Source organism: Streptomyces sp. NBC_00726 (assembly GCF_045161735.1).
Classification (GTDB): domain Bacteria; phylum Actinomycetota; class Actinomycetes; order Streptomycetales; family Streptomycetaceae; genus Streptomyces.
Window position 1 is genome coordinate 4,208,622 of the sequence record NZ_CP108983.1, and the last position, 20,965, is coordinate 4,229,586.

Sequence of the window (20,965 nt, forward strand, 5' to 3'; positions counted from 1 at the left end):
TGTACAAGTCATGGACGCGGTGCACGCCGAGGACGTAGCGTGCTGAGTCGCGCAGGGTGGCGCGGCAGTGGTGACCAGCTGCGATTCGGACAGCAGGGCAGGGTTGAGGTAGTGCTGGGGGACGACGCGGGGCTTACTGCCGCGGTGCTCGCGGCACAGCGCGGGGACGAGGACGCCTTCCGTACTGTGTACCGCGCTGTGCAGCCGCGGCTGCTTGGCTACATAAGGACACTGGTGGGGGAGCCGGACGCCGAGGACGTGGCGTCCGAGTCATGGCTTCAGATAGCGCGTGACCTCGACCGTTTCAGCGGGGACGCCGACCGCTTCCGGGGCTGGGCCGCGCGCATAGCCCGCAACCGGGCGCTGGACCACATCCGGATGCGCGGCAGGCGCCCCTCCATCGGCGGCGACGAGACGGAGCTCTCCGACAAGCCGGCGGTCTCCGACACGGCCGACGAGGCGATGGAGTCCCTGGCGACCGGGCGCACCATGTCGCTCATCGCCCAGCTGCCGCAGGACCAGGCCGAGGCGGTGGTGCTCCGCGTGGTGGTCGGCCTCGACGCGAAGAGCGCCGCGCAGACGCTGGGCAAGCGGCCCGGCGCGGTCCGCACCGCCGCCCACCGCGGGCTGAAGCGGCTCGCCGAACTGCTCGGGGCGGACTCGGCCGGGACCGCGGCCCAGCGCCCGGGCGGCGGGGACGGGCCCGCCCCCGTCCCCGGTCAGGCGGACGGCACCCGGCGGCACCGGCCGGAGCCGGAGGGCCCCGAGGCGCCTTCGGCGGCCTTCCGGAAGAATGCCGGGGACGCGCCGGGACGGACCGGGGAGCTCGGTGCCGTACCCGTACAGCGCCCCCCACGCACCGGCCTGGTGGCTCCCGCCGGTGTGACGCATTCGCGTCTGTGGACGCAGAAGGACATGTGATGGCCGACGAGCAGTACGCATGGCTTGACAAGGAAGCGGCGGAGAAATTGCTCCGCGGCGAACCGGTCGACCCTGCCGAAGGCCGTCCCCGCCAGGACGCCGAGCGCCTGGCCGCCGCCCTCGACGCCGCCGCCCGCACCGCCCGTCCCGCCACCGGTGAACTCCCCGGCGAGGCCGCCGCGCTCGCCGCCTTCCGTGCCGCCCCCCGCACCCCCCGTACCGCCGGGATCACGGCCACGCACGACGACGAGGCCGGGACGGCGATGCTCGCCCCGGTCCACCTAGGCCGGGCGGCCGGTCCGCGCGCCGACCGCCCGTTCCGCTGGAGCCGGCCGCTGCGCTTCGGGCTCGCCGCCTCGCTGGCCTGCTGTGCCATAGGAGGGGTGGCCGTGGCCGCCGGGTCCGGGATGCTGCCCAGCCCTTTCAGCCGGCACACCCCCTCACCGGCGACCTCGGTCTCGGCCGCCGAGTCCCCGGAGAAGCCGGCCACCGGCGTCGTCCCCGACGAGGAGACCTCCGCGCCCCCGCAGCCCGGCACCCCCACCCCGGACGCCCCGGCCCCCGGCGACAGCCCCGAGGCCGGTGACGAGGACACCGCGCGCCCCGGCGGCGGCGCGTCCCACGACGACCGGAGCGGCCAGGACGACCCGGGCGGCACCGACCGTACGGGCGACAGCCGCACCGGCGGCGGGGCGCACTCCGGCGGCGGCGCGTCCGACGACGACGGCGACGAGGACTCCGGCCGGGGGAGCGGCCACTCCGGCGACGACTACTCCGGCTCCTGGTACGCCAAGACCCTCCAGGCATGCCGCGACTACCGCGACGGCACGCTCGACGCCGACCGCCGCACCCGCCTCGAAGCCCTGGCCAAGGGCGCCCGCAACCTCGACCGGTTCTGCGACCGGCTGCTCGACGCCGAGGACGGCGAACACGGCGGCACGGGCGACGCCGAGCAGGGCGGCGACGCCTCCGCGCCGCTCCCCGCCATCCGGTTCACCGAGTCGCCCGGCCCCTCGACGGCGGCCGTCGCGCCGGACCCGGAGCCGACGGAATCCGCCTCGGAGGACCCCCGGCCGACCGCCCCGGCGGCGGCCCGCTGACCCTTGCTACCGGCCGGTGTGACGTTTTCCGGCCTGCTGACGCTGTACGGAATGAGCCGACTGGTCATCGGCAGCGCCCGGAGCCGGGGTTCCCCCCGTACCTACGGCTCGGCGCACACGGCGCGGGCGGGACACGTTCCCCCGGTCCCGCCCGCGCCCCTCACCTTTCCTGCCGCCTCACTTGTAGACGACGACCTTGTCGCCGGTGCGGACGGCGGCGAACAGGGCCGCGATCTTCCCCTCGTCCCGGACGTTCACACATCCGTGGGAGGCCCCGTTGTAGCCGCGGGCCGCGAAGTCCGAGGAGTAGTGCACCGCCTGGCCGCCGCTGAAGAACATCGCGTACGGCATGGCCGTGTGGTAGATCGAGGACACGTGGTGGCGCGACTTCCAGTACACCGAGAACGTGCCCTCGCGGGTCGGCGTGTACTGCGAGCCGAACCGCACGTCCATGGACGAGATGACCTTGCCGTCGATCATCCAGGACAGCGAGCGGCTGTTCTTGCTGATGCAGAGCACCCGCCCCGTCAGACACCGCTTGTCCGGCTTGGCGACCGGACGGGTGGTCGGCGGGTTCAGCTCGGCGGCGGTCGGCTCGTGGGTCATGCCGAGCAGCTTCCGCCAGGTGAGCGTGTCGGTCTTGCCGGTCCGGTTCAGCCCGCGCTTGCCCTGGAAGGACTGCACGGCGGCCACGGTGACCGTCCCGTAGTAGCCGGTGGGGGTGCGGTTGAAATGCCCGATCTGCCGCAGCCGGGCCTGAAGCTCCCGCACCTGCTTGCCCTCGGCCCCGCTCGCCAGCAGCACCTTCCCCTGCGGGTCGGCCGCCGGCGTGGTGCGGGTCGCGGTCGGCTTCGGTGACGCCTTGACCGGTTCCTCCGGCTTCGGCGTCGCGCCCGCCGAAGGGCTCGCGGAGCCGTCGTCCGGCTTCGCGTCGTCGTCGGCGGAACTGCTGCCCGCCGGTGCGGAGGGCGCGGCCGGGGCGCCGGCGGCGGGCTGCTCCTTGCACCCGGCGGTCACCCCGGCCATCACCACCACGGCCACCACGGCGGCCCCTCGGAGCGCGTAACCGCGCCCGGTCCTGCCCGTGCGTATCATCCCAGCCCCCTGCATCCTCGGCCCCGGCATCTCCGGCCCGCGCCCTCGCGTATCTCATGGGACGGGTTTCCACGCCGACCGGTTGCCGAATCCTGCACCACGCTTACCGTCGCGCGTCTGTGACGCGGAACGCACCCTCCCGCACGCCTGCACCCGGAATTCCCGCTTCCGTGCGGTCGCGGCCGCGTGCGAGACTCCGTTTCATGCTGGGTGTCACCGACCTTCCGACCTATCTCGCCGGCCTCGCGCTGATCGTTCTGCTGCCGGGGCCGAATTCGTTGTACGTGCTGTCCGTCGCCGCGCGGCGCGGGGTGCGCACCGGGTATGTGGCAGCGGCCGGGGTGTGGACCGGGGACACCGTGCTGATGACGTTGTCCGCGCTGGGTGCCTCGTCGCTGTTGCGGACGACGCCCGTGCTGTTCGCGATCGTCAAGTACGCGGGCGCCGGTTATCTGACCTGGATGGCGATCGGGATGCTGCGGGCGGCCGGGGCGATGTGGCGTGAGCGGCACCGGCGGGTCGCCGAGATCACCGGCGAGGAGCGGGCCGGGGCCGAGGCCCCGGGCGCGATGGAGCGGCCGTACCGGCGGGCGCTGGTGGTCAGCCTGTTCAACCCGAAGGCGATCCTGTTCCTGATCTCGTTCTTCGTGCAGTTCGTGGACCCCGGCTACGCCTACCCGGCTCTGTCGTTCCTGGTCCTGGGCACCCTGCTCCAGATCGCGAGCTTCCTGTACCTGTCGATGCTGATCTTCGGCGGCACCCGGCTGTCCGCCGCCTTCCGCAGGCGCCGGCGGCTCTCGGCCGGGGCCACCTCGGCGGCCGGGGTGCTGTTCCTGGGCTTCGCGGCGAAGCTGTCGTTCAGCAGCGTCTGACGGAGCCGGCTCGGCCCGCCCACGCCGTACCCCGCCCTCCCCTCATCCATGCCCCCGCCCGCGGCGACGACGTATCCACCCCGCGGCCCTCGGCGCGCACGCCATCGCGAGGAGCGCGGCCAGGGCGGCCGCCCCGGTCGCCGTTCCCGCCCTCAGGCCCGGTGGGCGGAACTCGCAGTCGACCGTCGTCCGGCCCTCCTCCAACGGCGCCGCCACCAGGCCCAGGTACGAGCCCGCCGGGCGTCCGTCGCAGCTCCAGCCCGCGATCCGGGGCGCGGCCAGCACCGCCACCCCCCGGGCGCCCGCCGGCAGTTCGGCGTGCACACCGCTGCCGGAGGCCGACACCCGCGTCGCCCCCGTGCGCTTGAGCCCCGCCACCGCCGAGGCCAGCCGGTCCGGGGCCAGGCAGCCGACGGAGTCGTGCGGCACGGTCCCGGACCGCTCCGCCCGCAGGGTCACCGCGATCCGGCCCGATCCCGCGCCGAGCGGCAGCACTCCGGCGCGCCGGGCCGGCAGATCGCCCCGGATGTCCATCGGTTCGCCGGCCGTGCCCAGCAGCGCGGTGCCGAACAGGTCCGGTGCCCACAGGAACACCCGGCTGCCCGCAGGACAGCTCGCGCTCAGCGTGTACGCGCCGGGCGCCACCTCGTACGCGTGGGCGTTCCGGTCGGCGGCGGGCCTGCCGCCGGCGGAGCGCAGTGTGGTCGCCGGCAGCGTGTACACCCGGGCGCCCAGCAGCTTCTCCTGGTTGCGGAACGGCGAGCGGCCCCAGCCGGCGGGTGCGGGACCCGGGGGACGCACGGTCACCAGCGGCGGCACGTCCCGCCGGGTCACGGTCACCGGACGGTCGTCGGGGCGGTTCCAGCTCTGGTGCGGGTCGCGGGGCATGTGGACCCGGGCGCCGACCGAGAACACCGCGTCGGTCACCGGATTGTCCAGGCTCTGCAAGGCGCGCCCGCGCGAGGTCCAGCCGCCGCCGAGCGCGAGGAAGGTGCGGGTCGTCACGTCGGGCGTATGGCTGCTGTAGTACGCCGCGCCCTGGCCGCCGACCGTCAACGGGTCGTTCGCGGTGGACTGTTCGAGCCCCGGGTCGGTGCGGTAGCGCGGCCAGCCGTCGGCGCGGGCGACCGCGTCGGCCTGGAGGCGCTGGCGCTCGCCCCAGGGCGCGTAGTCGTCGAGCTGCCGCAGCCGCTGCCGGTCGGCGTACGCGGTGGTCGCGGCGGCCTGCCCGGCCTGCGCCCCGACCAGCAGCACCGCCGCGAGCAGGGCGAAACGGCCGCCGCGTACCAGCGCGAAAGCGCCCACAGAGGCGACGAGTCCCGCCGCGAACAGCGGATACGTCCAGCGGCTGACCAGGTCGCTGGGCGCGGCGCACACGGCGATCAGCACCAGCGTCCCGGCCCCGCCCAGCAGCGCCCGCAGGTCCGGCCGGCCGTGCGCCACAGCGGTCCAGGCGGCGACGACCACCAGGCCCGAGAGCACGAACGTCTGGCGGAACGGGCTGCCGTTGGGCGTCGCGAAGGCGTGCCAGAGCAGATGCGTGGGCCCCCACTGCAAGGAGAGGGCGACGAGCGCCACCAGCCCCGGCCACACCCACCGTTCGGCGCGCGGCGCCCCGCGGTGGAAGGCCAGCGCGCAGGCGAGCAGCAGGGAGCCGGTGCCGAGGAAGAGCGCCGGGCTGAAGAAGCCGTACGTGGCGGGCAGCAGCCGGGCCGCCACATCGGACCAGTCGGCCGGGGCGAACTCCCGGTCCAGGCCCGGGTAGGCGTGCCGGGTGCCGAGGAAGACCGGCAGCAGGACCGGGGCGGCGAGACCGATGCCGAGCAGGACCGTGCGCGCCGCGCGCCCCAGCCCCCGTATCCGCTCACGCGCGGTCCCGTTCTGGAGCAGCAGCCGGACCGCCAGCACCAGCGCCGCCCCGAGCGTGGCCATGTACGCGGTGTAGAAGTTCGACACCCAGGCGAGCGTCACCAGGAGCGTGCCGAGCACCGGCCGCCGCGCCGTCCGCGCCCACTCACCGGCCAGACACAGCAGCGGGAAGGCGATCAGCCCGTCCAGCCACATCGGGTTGTACACGGCCTCGGTCACCGACCAGCCGCACAGCGCGTACGAGGCGCCCAGCACGACCGCGACCCACTCCCGGCCGCGCGCCCGGCGCAAGGCGGTGAGCAGCCATGTCATGGCCGCCGCCGCCACGCCCGTCTTCACCAGCGTCACCGCGTAGACCGCCAGGTCGGCCCGGTCCCTCGGGAACACCCCGACGAGCAGCGCGAACGGGCTGGTCAGATACGTTCCGAGGTCCGGCAGGAAGCTGCTTCCGTAGCCGGATCGCCAGTTCAGCAGCAGCTCGCCGTCCGTCCGGCCGTGCAGCAGGTCCCACAGGTGGGTGTGGAACGGGACGAACTGATTGCCCAGATCGTTCACGGCGCGGGTGCGCGGGCCGAACGGGAAGCCACGCGCCACCGCGTCCCCCGCGCAGACGGTCACGACGGCGAGCAGGGCGGCCGTGGCGGCACTCCGGCCGCGCGGCGATCGGAGAAGCGACGGAGTCCTCATGATGCGTCGAATATGTCATCGGACATCGTGAAATCCTCTGGTGCGGGCGGCAGTTCACTCGATGGTCCGCAGGCGTTCATCCGGGCCCGGGGCCGGTCCCCCCGGGTGGCCGCCGCACCGGGCGGACGAGCCGAACGCAGTTCTCCGGGCCGACAGGGTGAGTTCATCCCCCGGCCGTTCAGGCTTCCTAACGTGCCACGGAACCCCGAACGGCCGGCGAACATCCGGCCCCTCCCTACGCCCCTCCCCCCACGGGCACCAGACGCTTGGAGCGCCATGACGAAAGCCCGCACCCGCTGGCCACGGCAGCGTGAGGCACCGGAACCGACAGCGCCCGGCGACGGCACGGTCTCCCGCGCCACCGTCCGGCCGACGGAACTGGAGACCTGCCTGCGGGCCTGCGCCGCGCACAGCGGAAAGCTGGTCGCCGGGCTCGACCGGCGGCGCACCGCGCTCGCCGAAGCCCTGCGCCACCTGCTGGCCACCCACGCCGCCGTCGAACAGACCGCCCCCGGCCCCTCCCCGGCCCCCCTCCTGCGGCGCCCCTCCCGGGGCGGCACGACCCTCCCCGACGAACTGATGGACCCGCTGCTCGCGGTCGGCAACAGGGCGCTGGACTGCGGCTACGAGGACGAGCTGAAGCTCGCCGTCCTCGTCACGGACACCGTGCTCACCCAGCGCAAGCGCTCCCGCGCGGCCTGGCGGCTGCGTGCCCGCGTGCTGGAGGCGATGGGTGCGGAGAGCGACGCCGTCGAGGCGTACGAGCGCTACCTCGCCCTCACCGACGACGACGGCTTCGGCGTCGCGGCGAAGACCGCAGGGCTGCGGGCGGGCGCCGAGAGCCAGGGCGAGCTGCTGCGGAAGCTGGAGCAGGGCTGCCCCGAGGCCGGCGCCTTCGCCGCCGCCTCCGTCACCGACACCTGGGCCGAGGGCCTGGCCCTCGCGGGCCGGGGCGACTGGAACCGGGCGCGCTCCCGGCTGATCGGTGCCCTCCTCGCCCAGGAGCGCACCGGCGCCCCCGTGCCGGAGATCCAGGAGGCGCTGGGTCAGCACCTCGCCCTCGCGCTGGAGGCGGCCGGCGCACCCGGCAGCGGCGGCACCCCCACGACCACGGGAGACACGGCCGCGCTCAACGAGCTGGTCACGCTCTACGCCGCACAGCGACGGACCCGGATGCGCGGACCCGTGGCCGACCCCCTCTTCGGTGGCGTCACCTGGACCACGCTCGGTGAGTTCCGCAACCGGATCGCCGGCAAGTCCATCTGCCTCATCGCCAACTCGCAGCGCGTCGGCAGTAGTTCGCTGGGTCCCGAGATCGACGCGTACGACCTCGTCGTCCGCTTCAACTCGTACCGCATCGACCCGGCGGCCACCGGCAGCCGTACCGACATCCACGCCACCATCCACAAGCACGGCTTCAACTGGGACAAGAAGGTGGACACCCGGCTGGTCTTCGGCGGGATCTCCGGCGACTGGAAGCACTCGCTGCGCAACCGGCTGGTGCCGGGCGCCCAGCGGTATCTGGGCGACGAGTCGCTGCGCTGGCCGCTGCGCGACATCGGCAAGGCCGGCACCGACGTCTGGCCGGCCATCCCCACCAGCGGCTTCAACATGCTGTGGCTGCTGGACTTCCTGGACGTCAGCCCCAAGCTCGACCTGATCGGCTTCGACTTCTACGAGAGCGGCGCCTACCGCATCCCCGCCGCGATGAAGATGCCCATCACCTCCGTGCACGAGTACACCAGTGAGAAGGCGTGGGTCATGGAACGGGCCCAGAGCGTCACCGAGACGAGGATCGCCCTGCGATGACGACGACGACCCCCGCCCCGACGGCCCCCGCCAACGCCCTCACCGGCAAGCGCCGCGTCGCCTTCGCGAGCTTCGTGGACGAGAACTACCTGCCCGGCTTCCTCACCCTGCTGCGCAGCCTGGCCCTGTCCAACCCCGGCGTCTGCGAGGACTTCATCGTCCTGCACGACGGGCTGCGCCCCGCCTCCGTCGAACGGATCAGGGCCCTGCACCCGCGCGCCGACTTCCGCCGTGTGGACGCGGACCACTACGACTCGTACGCCAAGGGTGACCAGGACAACTACCTGGTGCGCAAGGCGTACTTCATCCTCGACGTCTTCCGGGTGCGCGACTACGACACCGTGATCACCCTCGACACCGACATGATCGTCCTGGACGACCTGGGCGAACTGCTGAAGCTGCGCGACGGTCTCGCCGCCGTACCGCAGTTCTTCTACGGGCGGCACAAGCTCAACAGCGGCCTGCTGGTCATCCAGCGCCCGTACCTGAGCGACGACTTCTGCGCCAGGATCGACGAGACCGGCCGCTCCGGCGCGTACGAGCTCGACAAGCACGACCAGGGCATCCTGAACGCCGTGCTGGACGGTGACTTCGTCCGGCTCGACGCCCGCTACAACTACGTCAAGCGCCGCCTCTCCGGCGACCTCCCGGTGCCGGACACCACCGCGATCCTGCACTTCACCGGGCGCCACAAGCCCTGGCAGGGCGGCGAGGCCGGGTACGGGCAGGCCGAGGACCGCTGGCGCGACTTCGACCTGAGCGACGCCGAGTTCCACGCCGCCTACCTCGCCGCACCGGGTTCCAAACACCACGACCTGCTCGTCCACTACGGCACCCCGCACGTCCGCCGCACCGGCGACCCGGAGAGCGCCCGCCGGGTCGCCGCCGCGCACATCGCCGCGGGCGAGTACCAGGAGGCGGCGGACCTGCTCGGCTCCGTCCGCATCCCCGTGGACGAGGCGTGGCCGCACGAGGTCCTCGGCCACGCGCTGATGAGCGTCTCCCGCTACGAGGAGGCCCGCACCCAGCTCCTGCTGGCCGCCGCCGCCCCCAACCGGGCCGCCACCGCCTTCTCGCGGCTCGCCCAGATCGCCTGGATACACGGCGACGACGAGGCCGCGTCCCGGTACGCGCGCGACGGGCTCGCCGTGGACCCGACCCACCGGGCGAACCGGCTGACGCACCTGCGAACCCAGCCCGCCCCCGCACCCGGGGAGGGCCCCGCGGAGCGTCAGCTCGCCCATGTCGCTTTCTACATGGAGCGTCAGGGCAACGCCGGCGACAAGCTCCTCCCCGAGAGTGTCCGGCTCGCCTTCGACCGCGACACCGGGCCGGACCGCTGGCACTCCGTCCACGCCCACCGCCTCTTCGACGAGGCCGCCCTCGAACGCGTCAACACCCGGCGCGGGCTCGTCATCGGCGGCGGCGGGCTGTTCATCCCGGACACCGCGCCCAACGGCAACAGCGGCTGGCAGTGGAACGTGCCCGACCGGCTGCTGGAGCGGATCGACGTGCCGGTCATCGTCTACGCGGTCGGCTTCAACGCCTTCGACGGCCAGGCGTACGGCCACGGACGCGGCAGGTTCCTGTCCTCGCTGCGCAAGCTCGTGGAGCGCGCCGCGTTCTTCGGCCTGCGCAACCACGGCTCGATCGAGAAGGTCCGGGCGCTGCTGCCCGCGTCCCTGCACGACAAGGTGCGCTTCCAGCCCTGTCCCACCACCGTCACCCGGCATCTGGTGGACGGCTGGAAGGACCCGGCCGAGCGCGAGGACACGGTCCTGCTCAACGCCGCGTACGACCGCTCCGGGCTCCGCTTCGGCCACGACTACGCGCACTTCCTCGCCGAGACGGCCACCGCCGTGAAGGCGCTCGGCACCCGCGCCGAGGTCAAGTGCGTGGCCCACTCCCTGGACGACGAGCGCATCGCGTTCGACCTGCGGCGCGAGCACGGCGTCTCGCTCCCCGTCGTCCCGATGTACGACTTCGGCAACGACGAGATCCGCGACACCTACGCCAGGACCAAGCTGGTCATCGGGATGCGCGGACACGCGGGCATGATCCCGTTCGGCTGCGGGACCCCGGTCATCAGCCTGATCTCGCACCCCAAGATGGCGTACTTCCTGTCCGACATCGACCGGCCCGAGTGGGGCATCTCCGTCCACGACCGCCACCTCGGGGAACGGCTGGCAGAACGGGCGGCAGGGCTCCTGGACGACCACGCGGCGGCGGTCGCCGACGTGCACGCCCGCCAGCAGGAGCTGTGGAAGGTCACGGAGACCAACGCGGCCGAGCTGAAGGGCATCGTCTGACGCATGACGAAGGGGGGCGGGCCCGCCCCCCTTCGTCATGCGTACCTACCGCAGTGCCATCCGCCGCAGTGCCCTCGCCCGCCGGGCCACCCGCCGCACCGTCGCGTTGCGCGGCAGGAACGCGAACTGTCCGGGCACCCCGCCCGGCAGCCCGAGCGACGTCAGCCGCTTGCGCTTGAAGTAGCGCGGGGCCGAGGAGGTCCGGGCGGCGAGATACCGCTCGGCGACCGGCCGCAACTGCGGGTAGATCCTCGGCTGCATGACGAACCCGACCGCCGTCACCAGGTCGTTCAGCCCCTCCGGCGCCACCGGGGGGACGGACGCGGGCGCGCCCCCGTCCTCCAGGTCCGGCACCAGCGCGTCCACCAGCGTCACCGGGACCCGGTTGCTGTTCTCGAACGGCGTCAGCCTCTCCAGCAGCGTCCGGGTGCCGACCCGCGCCACCGGCAGCCCGTAGAACGCCGACGCCGTCAGCAGCGCGGTCGAGAAGCAGCCGACCACCAGGGCGGGCCGCATCCGCCGGTACAGCACCTCGGCGAGCACCGGAGCCGTCAGCAGCCCCGCGTCCAGCACGGTCAGTTCCGCGCCGAGCCGGGCCGCCTCCTCCTCCAGCGCCCGCGACCACTGCGCCGGAGCCGTCGGATGCGGCTTGAACACCAGCCGGCGGTGGCCGAGCGCCACCGCGCCCCGCATCATCCGCAGATGCAGCTCCTCCTCCTCGGCCGCGCCGATCAGCCCGAGCGCCGAAAGGTACTGGCCCAGCAGCAGCGCCGGGGACTCCACGGACGGCAGCCCCGCCGCCCCGGCCGCGTCGTCCAGCTCTCCGAGCACCTTCAGGAAGGCGTCCGTCGGCACGGTCCGCGCCGGCACCTCGAACTCGGTGAGCAGCAGCGGCCGCAGCCCCGGCACCAGATCGAGGTGGAGCAGGCGGCCCACCCGGGTGCCGACCAGCGGATCGATCCTGTTCCTGGTCGGGCCGTAGCTCATCAGCCCGTCCGCGTACACATCGACCGGCGCCCCGGTGAAGATCCGGCACAGGGCCATGGCCGGGTCGACCTGGATCGACTCCACGGCCAGCTCGACCTCGTCGTCGCCGAGCCCCCACGCCAGCCGCAGATGCCGCTCCCACAGCGGCACGTCGTCCGGGCGCGGCGACCAGGCGCCCGGGTGGTGCGGGGCGATCGTCGCGTTCCACGACACGACCTCGTCGAAACGTGTGCGCAGGGCGTCGAATCCGGGCATCGCGTCGAGGGAAGGGGCCGTCTCCGGGACGGACGCGTTGTTCGAGACAAGCAGAACGCGCCGGTCCGCGTCGGGGAAGAGGCCCGCGTCCAGGGCGGCGGCGAGCGTCGCCGTGCCGTAGAGGGTGGAGGCGAGGAAGACCTGAGTCGTACGGGTTCGGCTGCTGCTCACGCGGCCGTCACCGCCTTCGCCGGACGGCGGCGCAGCCGGCGCAGCAGGGTCGCGCGCCCGACGTCCATCGAGTCCAGGGCCTCGTCCAGGACCTCCTGCGGCATCCGCCGCAGCGCGCCCGCGCTCATCGATTTCAGCGCACGCGCCACCGGAGGCTCGAACCTTTCCATCGAGCCCAGATGATGCGAAATGATCGCGCAATAGTTGCGCACCGCTTTCGGCAGCAGCGCGGACGCGTCGCGGTCCGCCGCGGTTTCCCGTACGACCTGGTCGAACGAGCGAATGAAATCGAGCTGGCGCATATCGCCGATCTGAGTCAGGGACGAGGCGACGCCCCGCCGGTAGAAGATTCCGAGGAGGCCGAGGACCGCGAAGGAATCCGCCTCGCGGTGCAGCCGCCAGATCCACGGCCGGTCCTCCGCCGTGCGCAGCCCGTCCGTGAAATGCAGCAGACCGCGGTCCAGCAGCCGGCGGTGATAGATCCCGGCCCAGGCGTACGGATAGTCGACCATGGTGGAGCGCGTGGCGGGCAGGATCGCCGCGCGCGGATCCAGAGGTACGTCCCGGAGGCCGTGCGGGGCGCGCTGCACGGTGCGCGTCCGGGCGTGGGCCTGGACGTGGTCGGTACGGACGAAGTCGCAGGAGAGACGTTCGGCATGGGCCACGAGCTCGGTGTAGTAGCCGGGCGCGAGCCAGTCGTCGCCGTCCAGGAAGGTGATGAACTCCCCGCGAGCCGCGTCCAGACCGGTGTTGCGCGCGGTGGCGAGCCCACCGTTCTGTTCATGTGTGCGCACCACGACCCCCGGAATGTCCTCCTGGGCGCGGCGCAGGAGTTCCGCCGTCCCGTCCGTCGAGCAGTCGTCGACGAGGATGAATTCGACCCCCTCACGGGCATTCGCCCGCAGACTTCTCAGGGTGTCGGGGGCGTAGGCCCGAACGTTGTAGAACGGCACGATGACGGAGAGCTTGACCACGCCCACACGCTAGGCGCCGGTCCGGCCTTTGCTCTGGCCCCTGCGGGTACGACAGGTGAACGAAGAATGTCGGGGCAATGAACCGGCCCGTTTCCCTGCCGCGCACGGGTCTTCTCATCAGCTGATTCGCCGTTCGTCGGCAGGCTGTTAACCCGCTGTTGCCGTCACGTTGGGCCGCGAATCCGAATGCCTTCCTAAATTCGAAGACGTGCCACGACGTACCGAAAAGACGACCGCCCTCAGGGCAGCCGTGATCGCCGACTCCGACACCCGGTGGAAATGGGGCGCGCTCACCGCGCACCGCCTCACCGCCCCCGTGTCCGGGGCACCCGCGCAGCGGGCCGAGATCAGCGGACTGCTGCTGCGCGGCCGGGCGACCCCGACCCCCCGCCAGCTCGCCGAGGTCGGCGACGTGGGAATCCCCGCCGACCGGGTGCGCGAGGTCACCGCCGTCGAATTCCTGCACGCCGTACGGGACGAGGGATACGACGTCGTCGTCCTCGCCCTCGTCGGCGGCGCCGTCCAGGCCATGCTGCACGGCATCGCGGCGCTCCGGCTGCCCACGAGGCCCGTCCTCGTCACCGGCTACGTCGGCGTCGTCTACGAGAAGCTCACCGACGGGCTGCTGCTGCGCCACGGCGCCGACATCGTCCTCGCCAACTCCCGCCACGACGCGCGGCGTTTCCGCGCGGTGTACGAGGGAGTGGGCGCCGATGCCTCGGCCGTCACCGAGGCCGCCCTCCCGTTCCTCGGCGGCGAGCCGTACCGCCCCGAACCCGGCCGCGACACCCTGGTGTTCGCCGCCCAGCCCTCCGTACCGGAGAACCGCGCCGACCGGACCTACCTGCTGCGGCGCCTCGTCGAGCACGCCCGGTTGCACCCCGGCCGCGAAGTCCTGCTGAAGCTGCGCTCCAGGCCCGGTGAGCACACCACGCACATCGAGGAGCACCCCTACCAGCGGCTCGCCGAGCGGCTGCCCGGCGGCCTCCCGCCCAACTTCCGCCTGGTGTACGGGCACATGGGCGAGGTCCTGGACCGCACCGACCTCCTCGTCACCGTGTCCTCCACGGCCGCCCTGGAGTCCCTGCACCGCCGCATCCCCACCGCCGTCCTCACCGACCTCGGGGTGCGCGAAACCCTCGGCAACCACCACTTCACCGGCTCCGGACTGCTCACCTCCTTCGACCACCTGGACGGCGGCGGACACCCGGAACCCGACCCGGAGTGGCTGGCCGGCCAGGGCGTCGCCGCCGACGGCAGCTACCCCACGGCGTACGACACCGCCCGGACCCGGGTCACCGCACTGCTGGCCGGGGGCCGGCTGCCCGACCCGGCGCCCTACTACACGCCCGCCACCGCCCCCGGCTACCTCCCCGGCATCCTCGCCCGCCACCACCTCGCCCCCGACGGCCACCCGCTGCCCGGCGCCGCCGCGCCCCGCGAGGCCGGCCGGGTCAGGACGGCGGTGCGCGAGGCGGTCCGGGACGCGGCCCGGGGGGCGTACCGGCACGGCGTCCAGCGCGTCGCGCCGGTCGTCCGCCGGCTGGGGGAGCTGTGAATACGCGAGCTGTGAACACCACTGCCACGTCACCTACTGGAGCACCGATGAACCGACCCACCGTGCTCGCCGTCATCCCCGCACGCGGCGGCTCCAAGGGCGTACCCGCCAAGAACCTCGCCCGGGTCGGCGGCGTCCCGCTCGTCGCCCGCGCCGTCAACGCCTGCCTGGCCTCCGGCGAGGTCACCGACGTCGTGGTGACGACCGACGCGCCCGCCGTCGCCGAGGCCGCCCGCGCGGCGGCCGGAGCCCTCGGCGAGAGCGGCCGGCTGCACTGCGTACAGCGTCCCGAGGAGATCGCGGGCGACACCGCGACCAGCGAGGCCGCCGTGCTGCACGCGCTCGACGCCTACGAGGCGCTGCGGGGGCGTACCGCCGACGTCGTCCTGCTCGTCCAGTGCACCAGCCCCTTCGTCACCCGCGAGGACATCGACGGGGTCGCCGCCGCCGTCGCCCGCGAGGGCGCCGACACCGCCGTCACCGTCGCCCCCTTCCACGGCTTCCTGTGGCGCGACGGCACCGCGGTCGAGGACCACAACTACGGCGTCAACCACGACAAGCGGGTCCGCCCGCGCCGCCAGGACCGCCCCGAGGACCTGCTCGAAACGGGCGCCGCCTACGCCATGGACGCCGCCGGCTTCCGCACCCACCGCCACCGCTTCTTCGGCCACACCGCGCTGGTCCGCACCGACCCCGCGCGCGTCCTGGAGATCGACGACCCCCACGACCTGGCCCGCGCCCGCGCGCTCGCCCCGCTCCTGGACCGTGTCCACGAAGTCCCGTCTGGCCCGCGACGCCTGGCACGCACTCTCGCCGCACCGGCCGAAATCCCTAGTACATCCAGTACGAGGGATGTCGGCCGGCACGCCGAGAGCACGCACCAGACGCCGCAGGCCACGCCCTTCGGGCGTACGACGGGACTTCGTGGACACGGTCCAGACCCGGCCCCGCTGCCCACCCTGGACGACATCGACGCCGTGGTCCTCGACTTCGACGGCACCCAGACCGACGACCGGGTCCTCGTGGACTCCGACGGACGCGAGACCGTCGCCGTGCACCGGGGCGACGGGCTCGGCATCGCCGCCCTCCGCAAGGCGGGCGTGCCGCTGCTGATCCTGTCCACCGAACAGAACCCCGTCGTCGCCGCCCGCGCCCACAAGCTGCGGGTGCCCGTGCTGCACGGCGTCGACCGCAAGGACCTCGCGCTCAAGCAGTGGTGCGACGAGCAGTCCCTCGCACCCGAACGCGTCATGTACGTCGGCAACGACGTCAACGACCTCCCCTGCTTCGCGCTCGCCGGCTGGCCCGTGGCCGTCGCGAGCGCCCACGACTCGGTGCGCGCAGCGGCGCGCGCCGTGACGACCACCCCCGGCGGCTCCGGCGCCATCCGCGAGATCGCGGCCTGGCTCCTGGGCCCCACCCTCAGCACAGCCCCCACCTCAGTCCCCACCTCAGTCCCCACCTCAGTCCCCACCCAGTAAGGAACACCCTCATGAGCACCTCCCGCCTGCGCACCCTCGGCAACCGCACCGCCGGACCCGGCAACCCCGTCTACATCACCGGCGAGATCGGCATCAACCACAACGGCGACCTCGACAACGCCCTCGCGCTGATCGACGTGGCCGCCGAAGCCGGCTGCGACGCCGTCAAGTTCCAGAAGCGCACCCCGGAGATCTGCACCCCGCGCGACCAGTGGGACATCGAGCGCGACACCCCCTGGGGCCGCATGACGTACATCGACTACCGGCACCGCGTCGAGTTCGGCGAGACCGAGTACCGGGCCATCTCCGAGCACTGCGCCGAGCGCGGCATCGACTGGTTCGCATCCCCGTGGGACACCGAGGCCGTCGCCTTCCTGGAGAAGTTCGACGTCCCCGCCCACAAGGTGGCCTCCGCCTCGCTCACCGACGACGAGCTGCTGCGCACCCTGCGCGCCACCGGCCGCACGGTGATCCTGTCCACCGGCATGTCGACCCCGCGCCAGATCCGGCACGCCGTCGAGGTGCTGGGCTCCGACAACATCCTGCTCTGCCACGCCACCTCCACGTACCCGGCGAAGGCCGAGGAACTGAACCTGCGGGTCATCAACACCCTCCAGCAGGAGTACCCCAACGTCCCGATCGGCTACAGCGGCCACGAGACCGGCCTCCAGACCACCCTCGCCGCCGTCGCCCTCGGCGCCGCGTTCGTGGAGCGCCACATCACCCTGGACCGCGCCATGTGGGGCTCCGACCAGGCCGCGTCCGTCGAACCGCAGGGCCTGTCCCGCCTGGTCCGCGACATCCGCACCATCGAGGCGAGCCTCGGCGACGGCGTCAAGAAGGTGTACGAGTCCGAGCTCGGCCCGATGAAGAAGCTCCGCCGGGTCCCGGGCGTCGTGGCGGAGAGCGACGCGGCGGCCCCGGCCGCCGCCGAGCCGGTCGCGGTCTGACGGGCCGGCCGGTGAACCTCGCCTTCGTCGAGAGCCCGGTCCAGCTCCTGAACGTCCTGGAGTGGGCCGTCACCGAGGGAGGCGGCGGGCGCGTCCTCACGGACGTCACCGTCGTCGTCCTCCCCCCGGTCGACCCGATGTCGCGCGGTCAGCTGCGCCGGATGGCGGAGCTGGCCCGCGACGAGGGCATGACCGTGCGCTGGCAGGAGGCGCGCGGCGACTCGGGCACCCCCCTGAAGTCGCTGCGCGCCCTCACCCGGCTCGTCCGCAACGCCGACCACATCGTCATCGGAGACCCGTTCTCGCGTTACGTGCAGCTGCTGCTGTCGCTCGTACGCCCCCGCCGCCTCACCGTGGTGGACGACGGCACCGCGACCATGGAGTTCGTCGCCCAGCTCACCCGGGGCGAGCGCCTGGTGCGCTGGCACCGGCGCGGCGGCTTCGACCCGCGCGGCCTGGCCCTCGCCCCGGTGACGTCCACCGCGCGGCGCAGGTTCACCCCGTCGGCGGCGCGGGAGGTCGAGCTGTTCACCGCCATGCCAGTGATCCCGCCGCCGGGCGTCACCCTGATCCCCAACACCTTCTCCTGGACCCGGTCCCGCTTCGGCCCGCCCTCGCTCACCAAGGGCGCGGACCTGGTCGGCACCTCACTGGTCGAGACGGGCGTGGTGGACCGGGCCCGCTATCTGGAGGCGGTCGCCGCCCTCGCCCGTACGCACGGCGCCACCCGCTACTTCGCGCACCGCCGTGAATCCACCGAGAAGCTGCACGCCCTGGAGGCGGCCACCGGCCTGGAGATCGTCCGCCCCGACCTCCCCCTGGAGCTCATCGCCCGCCGCGGCCCCATCGGCCGTACGGTCCTGAGCTTCCCGTCCACCGTGGTCCACACCCTGCCCCTCGCCCTGTCCGGCACCGAGGTGAAGGTCGCGGTCTGCGACATCGCCCCGGAATGGCTCCACGAGACGGCGTCCCCGCGCGCCCAGGGCTTCCTGAGCGGCGTCACGGAGACCGCCCGCGACGTCCACCGCCTGGCACCGTGGCGGGTCACGGCGGTGACGGCGGTTACGGCGGTGACGGGGGAGGCGTGACGCCCAAAGGACGCGGAGCCTGGAGCCCGGAGGGCTCAGCGGCCGTTCAGGATCTGCCGGGCCACGCGCTCCCGGGCCCCCGCCAGCTCCTCGCCCAGGGCCGCCTCGCGCGCCGCGTCCGTGGTGACCGCCGCCGGCACCGGGGACGAGGCGAGGAGACGGGCCCGGCGCAGATGGGTCGGCGGATGGGTGGCGTCGACGCTGTGCCCGCGACGGGCCCCGGCCCTGCGCAGCCGTTCGCGCTCGCTCTCCGGCACGGTGTCCAGGTGCGCGGCCAGCCGGTCCCACAGACCTCGCCAGGCATCCCGGGCGTCCGTGCGGCGGACCGTCTGCGCGGAGTTGGACTCCCGCAGCAGCACGACGGCCGCCGAGTCCGCGATCAGCAGGCGGTCCATCAGACCGGTGGCGGCCTCGGTGGAACCGCATCGCGCGGCACTGTCGTCGGCCAGGTACTCCGCGCGCTGCGTGGCCCGCAGCGTCAGCCGGTCCAGCAGGAGCAGGACTCCGGTCACCGCACAGCGCGGCAGCAGAAGCACTCCGTTGAGCACGGCCTCCCCGGGCGTGGGCTGTTCGGTCCGGCCGAGCAGATAGACCCAGGCGTCCAGTGACCGGAGCGCGTTCCCGGTCACGAATCCGTGCCGAGAGTCCCCGTTGGCGTAGTGGCCGAGTTCATGACCCAGCAGCGCGAGGCGCTGACCGGGCGTGAGGACCTCCCAGAGGCCGAGCCCCAGGGTCAGCACCCGGCGCTGCCGGATGCCGTACGTGGACACGCTCGCGTTGAACTCGCCGTCGACCACGACGGCGTCCACGCCCCGGGTCCCCACCACGGCGGCGACCTCGTCGACCAGCGAGAACAGCTCCGGCGCGTCGGCGCGCAGCAGGACCGGGGCATCGTCGGGGAGCTTGCCGAAGCGCGGCCGCAGGACGAGGGCGACGATCAGGCAGACCGCGCCGATGACCGGCAACGCCCCACCCCAGCCGAGCACCACCAGCAGCACCCCGCCGACGACCAGCGCCGCCGTCACCCCGTGCACGGCCACCGCGAGGGCCAGGGCCAGGACCCCGGCCGTGTCGCGCCGGGGCCGCGGCGCCTCGCCCGTCGTCACCTCGGTCAGCGGCGCCTCGCCGTGCCGCTGTGCGAGCCTGCGCCGCAGCACGTCCAGCCGGCCGGCCGGTTCCTCCGGCTGCCCCGGGTCCACATTCCAGTCGCAGCCGGCGCACCACCGCACGAACCCGTGGTGCGTCCGGATCTCCGCCCCGCACTCCGGGCACTGAATGCGCTGTTCCACCGCGTCGAGCACTGCCGAGGCCCCCCTCGTCCCACGGCTCCGGACCGGAGACCGCTCAGATACATGTCGGACGCATGTGCGAGTCCGCGACCGCACAGTAGGCCGCGGCCCGGGTGGCCGTACAGGCGATTGAGCCGGGTTCCACCGGGAAACGAGCGCGGCAGTTTACCCATCCCGCGTACGTCCCACACGCCGAGACGCGGCCAAACATTCGCCTGTGTGGCTGAAGTTTTCTTGTTTCATGGTCAGTTGAGGAGGGAAGGGCCTTACCCTTCAACAGGTGAGCCAGTTGATCTGCCCCGAGTCCGAAGCCGGTCCCTCCCAGGGCGAGAACCTGCCCGGCGCGCTGCCCGACGCCCTGCGCGCCGAGCTGATCGCCTTCCGCAGGGACCTCCACATGCACCCCGAGCTGGGCAACCAGGAGTTCCGCACCACCGCGGCGATCAAGGCCCGGCTGGAGCAGGCCGGGCTCGCGCCGAAGGTGCTCGCCTCCGGGACCGGGCTCATGTGTGACGTCGGGACGCGCGGGGAGGACACGCGGCCGATGCTCGCGCTCCGGGCCGACATCGACGCGCTGCCCATCCCGGACACCAAGAGCGGCGTGCCCTACCGCTCCACCGTGCCCGACCGGGCGCACGCCTGCGGGCACGACATCCACACCACCACCGTGCTCGGCGCCGGGATCGTGCTCGCCGAGCTGGACCGGCAGGGGCTGCTGCCCAACCCGGTGCGGCTGATCTTCCAGCCGGCCGAGGAGGTGCTGCCCGGCGGGGCGCCCGAGGCGATCGAGTCCGGCGTCCTCGACGGCGTCGGCCGGATCATCGGCGTCCACTGCGACCCGAAGGTGGACGTCGGCCGGATCGGGCTCCGGGTCGGCGCGATCACCTCCGCCTGCGACCGCCTCGAACTCTCCCTGGACGGACCCGGCGGCCACACCGCCCGCCCGCACCTCACCACGGACCTGGTCACCGCCGCCGCCAAGGTCGCCACCGAGGTGCCCGCCCTGCTGGCCCGCCGGGTCGACGCGCGGGCCGGGCTCGCCCTGACCTGGGGGCGCCTGGAGACGGGCCACGCCTGCAATGTCATCCCGCAGCACGCGGAGCTCTCCGGCACGGTCCGCTGCCTGGACCTCAAGGCGTGGCGCGAGGCGCCGGACCTGGTGCACGCCGCGATCGACGAGGTGGCCGGAATGCACCGGGCCAAGACGGTGATCAACTACGTCCGGGGTGTCCCGCCCGTCGTCAACGAGGCCGCCGCGACCGACCTGCTGGCCGGTGCGATGGCCGCGCGCCGGGGACCGTACGCCATCGAGGACACCGAGCAGAGCCTCGGCGGCGAGGACTTCTCCTGGTACCTGGAGCACGTCCCGGGCGCCATGGCGCGGCTGGGCGTCCGCACCCCCGGCGACACGCGCGGGCTCGACCTCCACCGGGGCAATTTCGACGCCGACGAGGAAGCGATCACGGTCGGCGTCGAACTCTTCACCGCCTCCGCGTTGCTCCACGTCAACCACCTGTAACCGGACACGTCGCCCCGGGTTCGGCGCGCGT

The 20,965-nt window shown here is 73.3% G+C and carries 15 protein-coding genes; 10 read left to right on the plus strand and 5 right to left on the minus strand.

Annotated elements, in window-relative coordinates:
- Nucleotides 1–111: 111 nt before the first annotated feature.
- Together OG338_RS18965 and OG338_RS18970 are read left to right on the plus strand one after the other, a co-directional pair.
- Nucleotides 112–921: a sigma-70 family RNA polymerase sigma factor gene (locus tag OG338_RS18965; protein WP_405938441.1), complete on the plus strand. Its 810-nt coding sequence runs from the start codon at nucleotides 112–114 to the stop codon at nucleotides 919–921.
- Nucleotides 921–2,021, plus strand: a complete 1,101-nt coding sequence (locus OG338_RS18970; RefSeq protein ID WP_405938442.1) for a hypothetical protein — start codon at nucleotides 921–923, stop codon at nucleotides 2,019–2,021. Before OG338_RS18965 ends, OG338_RS18970 begins: the two co-directional genes overlap by 1 nt.
- Before the next feature lie 177 nt (nucleotides 2,022–2,198).
- On the opposite strand, the gene OG338_RS18975 is transcribed toward OG338_RS18970, so the two are convergent.
- Nucleotides 2,199–3,116, minus strand: coding sequence for a L,D-transpeptidase family protein (locus tag OG338_RS18975; RefSeq protein ID WP_405938443.1), 918 nt, complete (start codon nucleotides 3,114–3,116; stop codon nucleotides 2,199–2,201).
- Nucleotides 3,117–3,319: 203 nt separating this feature from the next.
- Here OG338_RS18975 and leuE point away from each other — a divergent pair, with 203 nt between their 5' ends.
- The gene (gene leuE, locus OG338_RS18980; RefSeq protein WP_405938444.1) at nucleotides 3,320–3,988 is read left to right on the plus strand and encodes a leucine efflux protein LeuE; all 669 of its coding nucleotides are present in this window, start codon (nucleotides 3,320–3,322) and stop codon (nucleotides 3,986–3,988) included.
- Between the two features lie 42 nt (nucleotides 3,989–4,030).
- On the opposite strand, the gene OG338_RS18985 is transcribed toward leuE, so the two are convergent.
- Nucleotides 4,031–6,544 carry a YfhO family protein gene (locus OG338_RS18985; RefSeq protein ID WP_405938445.1) on the minus strand — a complete coding sequence of 838 codons (2,514 nt, stop codon included), beginning with the start codon at nucleotides 6,542–6,544 and terminating at the stop codon, nucleotides 4,031–4,033.
- A gap of 276 nt (nucleotides 6,545–6,820) precedes the next feature.
- On the opposite strand from OG338_RS18985, the gene OG338_RS18990 reads away from it, so the two are divergent.
- Together OG338_RS18990 and OG338_RS18995 are read left to right on the plus strand one after the other, a co-directional pair.
- Entirely contained in the window at nucleotides 6,821–8,353 is a 1,533-nt protein-coding gene (locus OG338_RS18990) for a hypothetical protein (protein WP_405938446.1), read from the plus strand.
- Nucleotides 8,350–10,662, plus strand: coding sequence for a glycosyltransferase (locus OG338_RS18995; RefSeq protein ID WP_405938447.1), 2,313 nt, complete (start codon nucleotides 8,350–8,352; stop codon nucleotides 10,660–10,662). Before OG338_RS18990 ends, OG338_RS18995 begins: the two co-directional genes overlap by 4 nt.
- Nucleotides 10,663–10,707: 45 nt before the next feature.
- Here the strand turns inward: OG338_RS18995 and OG338_RS19000 are convergent, their stop codons facing one another.
- Entirely contained in the window at nucleotides 10,708–12,075 is a 1,368-nt protein-coding gene (locus OG338_RS19000) for a polysialyltransferase family glycosyltransferase (protein ID WP_405938448.1), read from the minus strand.
- The gene (locus tag OG338_RS19005) at nucleotides 12,072–13,049 is read right to left on the minus strand and encodes a glycosyltransferase family 2 protein (RefSeq protein ID WP_405938449.1); all 978 of its coding nucleotides are present in this window, start codon (nucleotides 13,047–13,049) and stop codon (nucleotides 12,072–12,074) included. Before OG338_RS19005 ends, OG338_RS19000 begins: the two co-directional genes overlap by 4 nt.
- A 208-nt stretch (nucleotides 13,050–13,257) precedes the next feature.
- Between OG338_RS19005 and OG338_RS19010 the strand changes: the two genes are divergently transcribed.
- From OG338_RS19010 to OG338_RS19025, 4 genes are read left to right on the plus strand one after another with little or no spacing between them, the layout of a single operon-like run.
- Complete coding sequence (locus tag OG338_RS19010) at nucleotides 13,258–14,607, plus strand: DUF6716 putative glycosyltransferase (RefSeq protein ID WP_405938450.1); 1,350 nt, start codon at nucleotides 13,258–13,260, stop codon at nucleotides 14,605–14,607.
- A gap of 47 nt (nucleotides 14,608–14,654) precedes the next feature.
- On the plus strand, nucleotides 14,655–16,088 hold the full coding sequence (locus tag OG338_RS19015) for a cytidylyltransferase domain-containing protein (protein WP_405938451.1): 1,434 nt from the start codon (nucleotides 14,655–14,657) through the stop codon (nucleotides 16,086–16,088).
- Nucleotides 16,089–16,099: 11 nt separating this feature from the next.
- Entirely contained in the window at nucleotides 16,100–17,038 is a 939-nt protein-coding gene (locus tag OG338_RS19020) for an N-acetylneuraminate synthase family protein (protein WP_405938452.1), read from the plus strand.
- A gap of 11 nt (nucleotides 17,039–17,049) precedes the next feature.
- Nucleotides 17,050–18,126 carry a hypothetical protein gene (locus OG338_RS19025; protein ID WP_405938453.1) on the plus strand — a complete coding sequence of 359 codons (1,077 nt, stop codon included), beginning with the start codon at nucleotides 17,050–17,052 and terminating at the stop codon, nucleotides 18,124–18,126.
- 35 nt (nucleotides 18,127–18,161) lie between these two features.
- On the opposite strand, the gene OG338_RS19030 is transcribed toward OG338_RS19025, so the two are convergent.
- Nucleotides 18,162–19,427 (minus strand): M48 family metallopeptidase, encoded by a 1,266-nt coding sequence (locus OG338_RS19030; RefSeq protein ID WP_405938454.1) that lies wholly within the window; start codon nucleotides 19,425–19,427, stop codon nucleotides 18,162–18,164.
- Nucleotides 19,428–19,704: 277 nt separating this feature from the next.
- Here OG338_RS19030 and OG338_RS19035 point away from each other — a divergent pair, with 277 nt between their 5' ends.
- Entirely contained in the window at nucleotides 19,705–20,934 is a 1,230-nt protein-coding gene (locus OG338_RS19035; protein WP_405940465.1) for an amidohydrolase, read from the plus strand.
- Nucleotides 20,935–20,965: the final 31 nt, after the last annotated feature.

Excerpts from the sequence above, each read along its gene's own strand:
- OG338_RS18985 (WP_405938445.1), bottom strand. The coding sequence starts at position 6,544 with ATGAGGACTCCGTCGCTTCTCCGATCGCCGCGCGGCCGGAGTGCCGCC.
- OG338_RS19020 (WP_405938452.1), top strand. The coding sequence starts at position 16,100 with ATGAGCACCTCCCGCCTGCGCACCCTCGGCAACCGCACCGCCGGACCC.
- OG338_RS18995 (WP_405938447.1), top strand. The coding sequence starts at position 8,350 with ATGACGACGACGACCCCCGCCCCGACGGCCCCCGCCAACGCCCTCACC.
- OG338_RS18990 (WP_405938446.1), top strand. The coding sequence starts at position 6,821 with ATGACGAAAGCCCGCACCCGCTGGCCACGGCAGCGTGAGGCACCGGAA.
- OG338_RS19015 (WP_405938451.1), top strand. The coding sequence starts at position 14,655 with ATGAACCGACCCACCGTGCTCGCCGTCATCCCCGCACGCGGCGGCTCC.
- OG338_RS18975 (WP_405938443.1), bottom strand. The coding sequence starts at position 3,116 with ATGATACGCACGGGCAGGACCGGGCGCGGTTACGCGCTCCGAGGGGCC.
- OG338_RS18970 (WP_405938442.1), top strand. The coding sequence starts at position 921 with ATGGCCGACGAGCAGTACGCATGGCTTGACAAGGAAGCGGCGGAGAAA.
- leuE (WP_405938444.1), top strand. The coding sequence starts at position 3,320 with ATGCTGGGTGTCACCGACCTTCCGACCTATCTCGCCGGCCTCGCGCTG.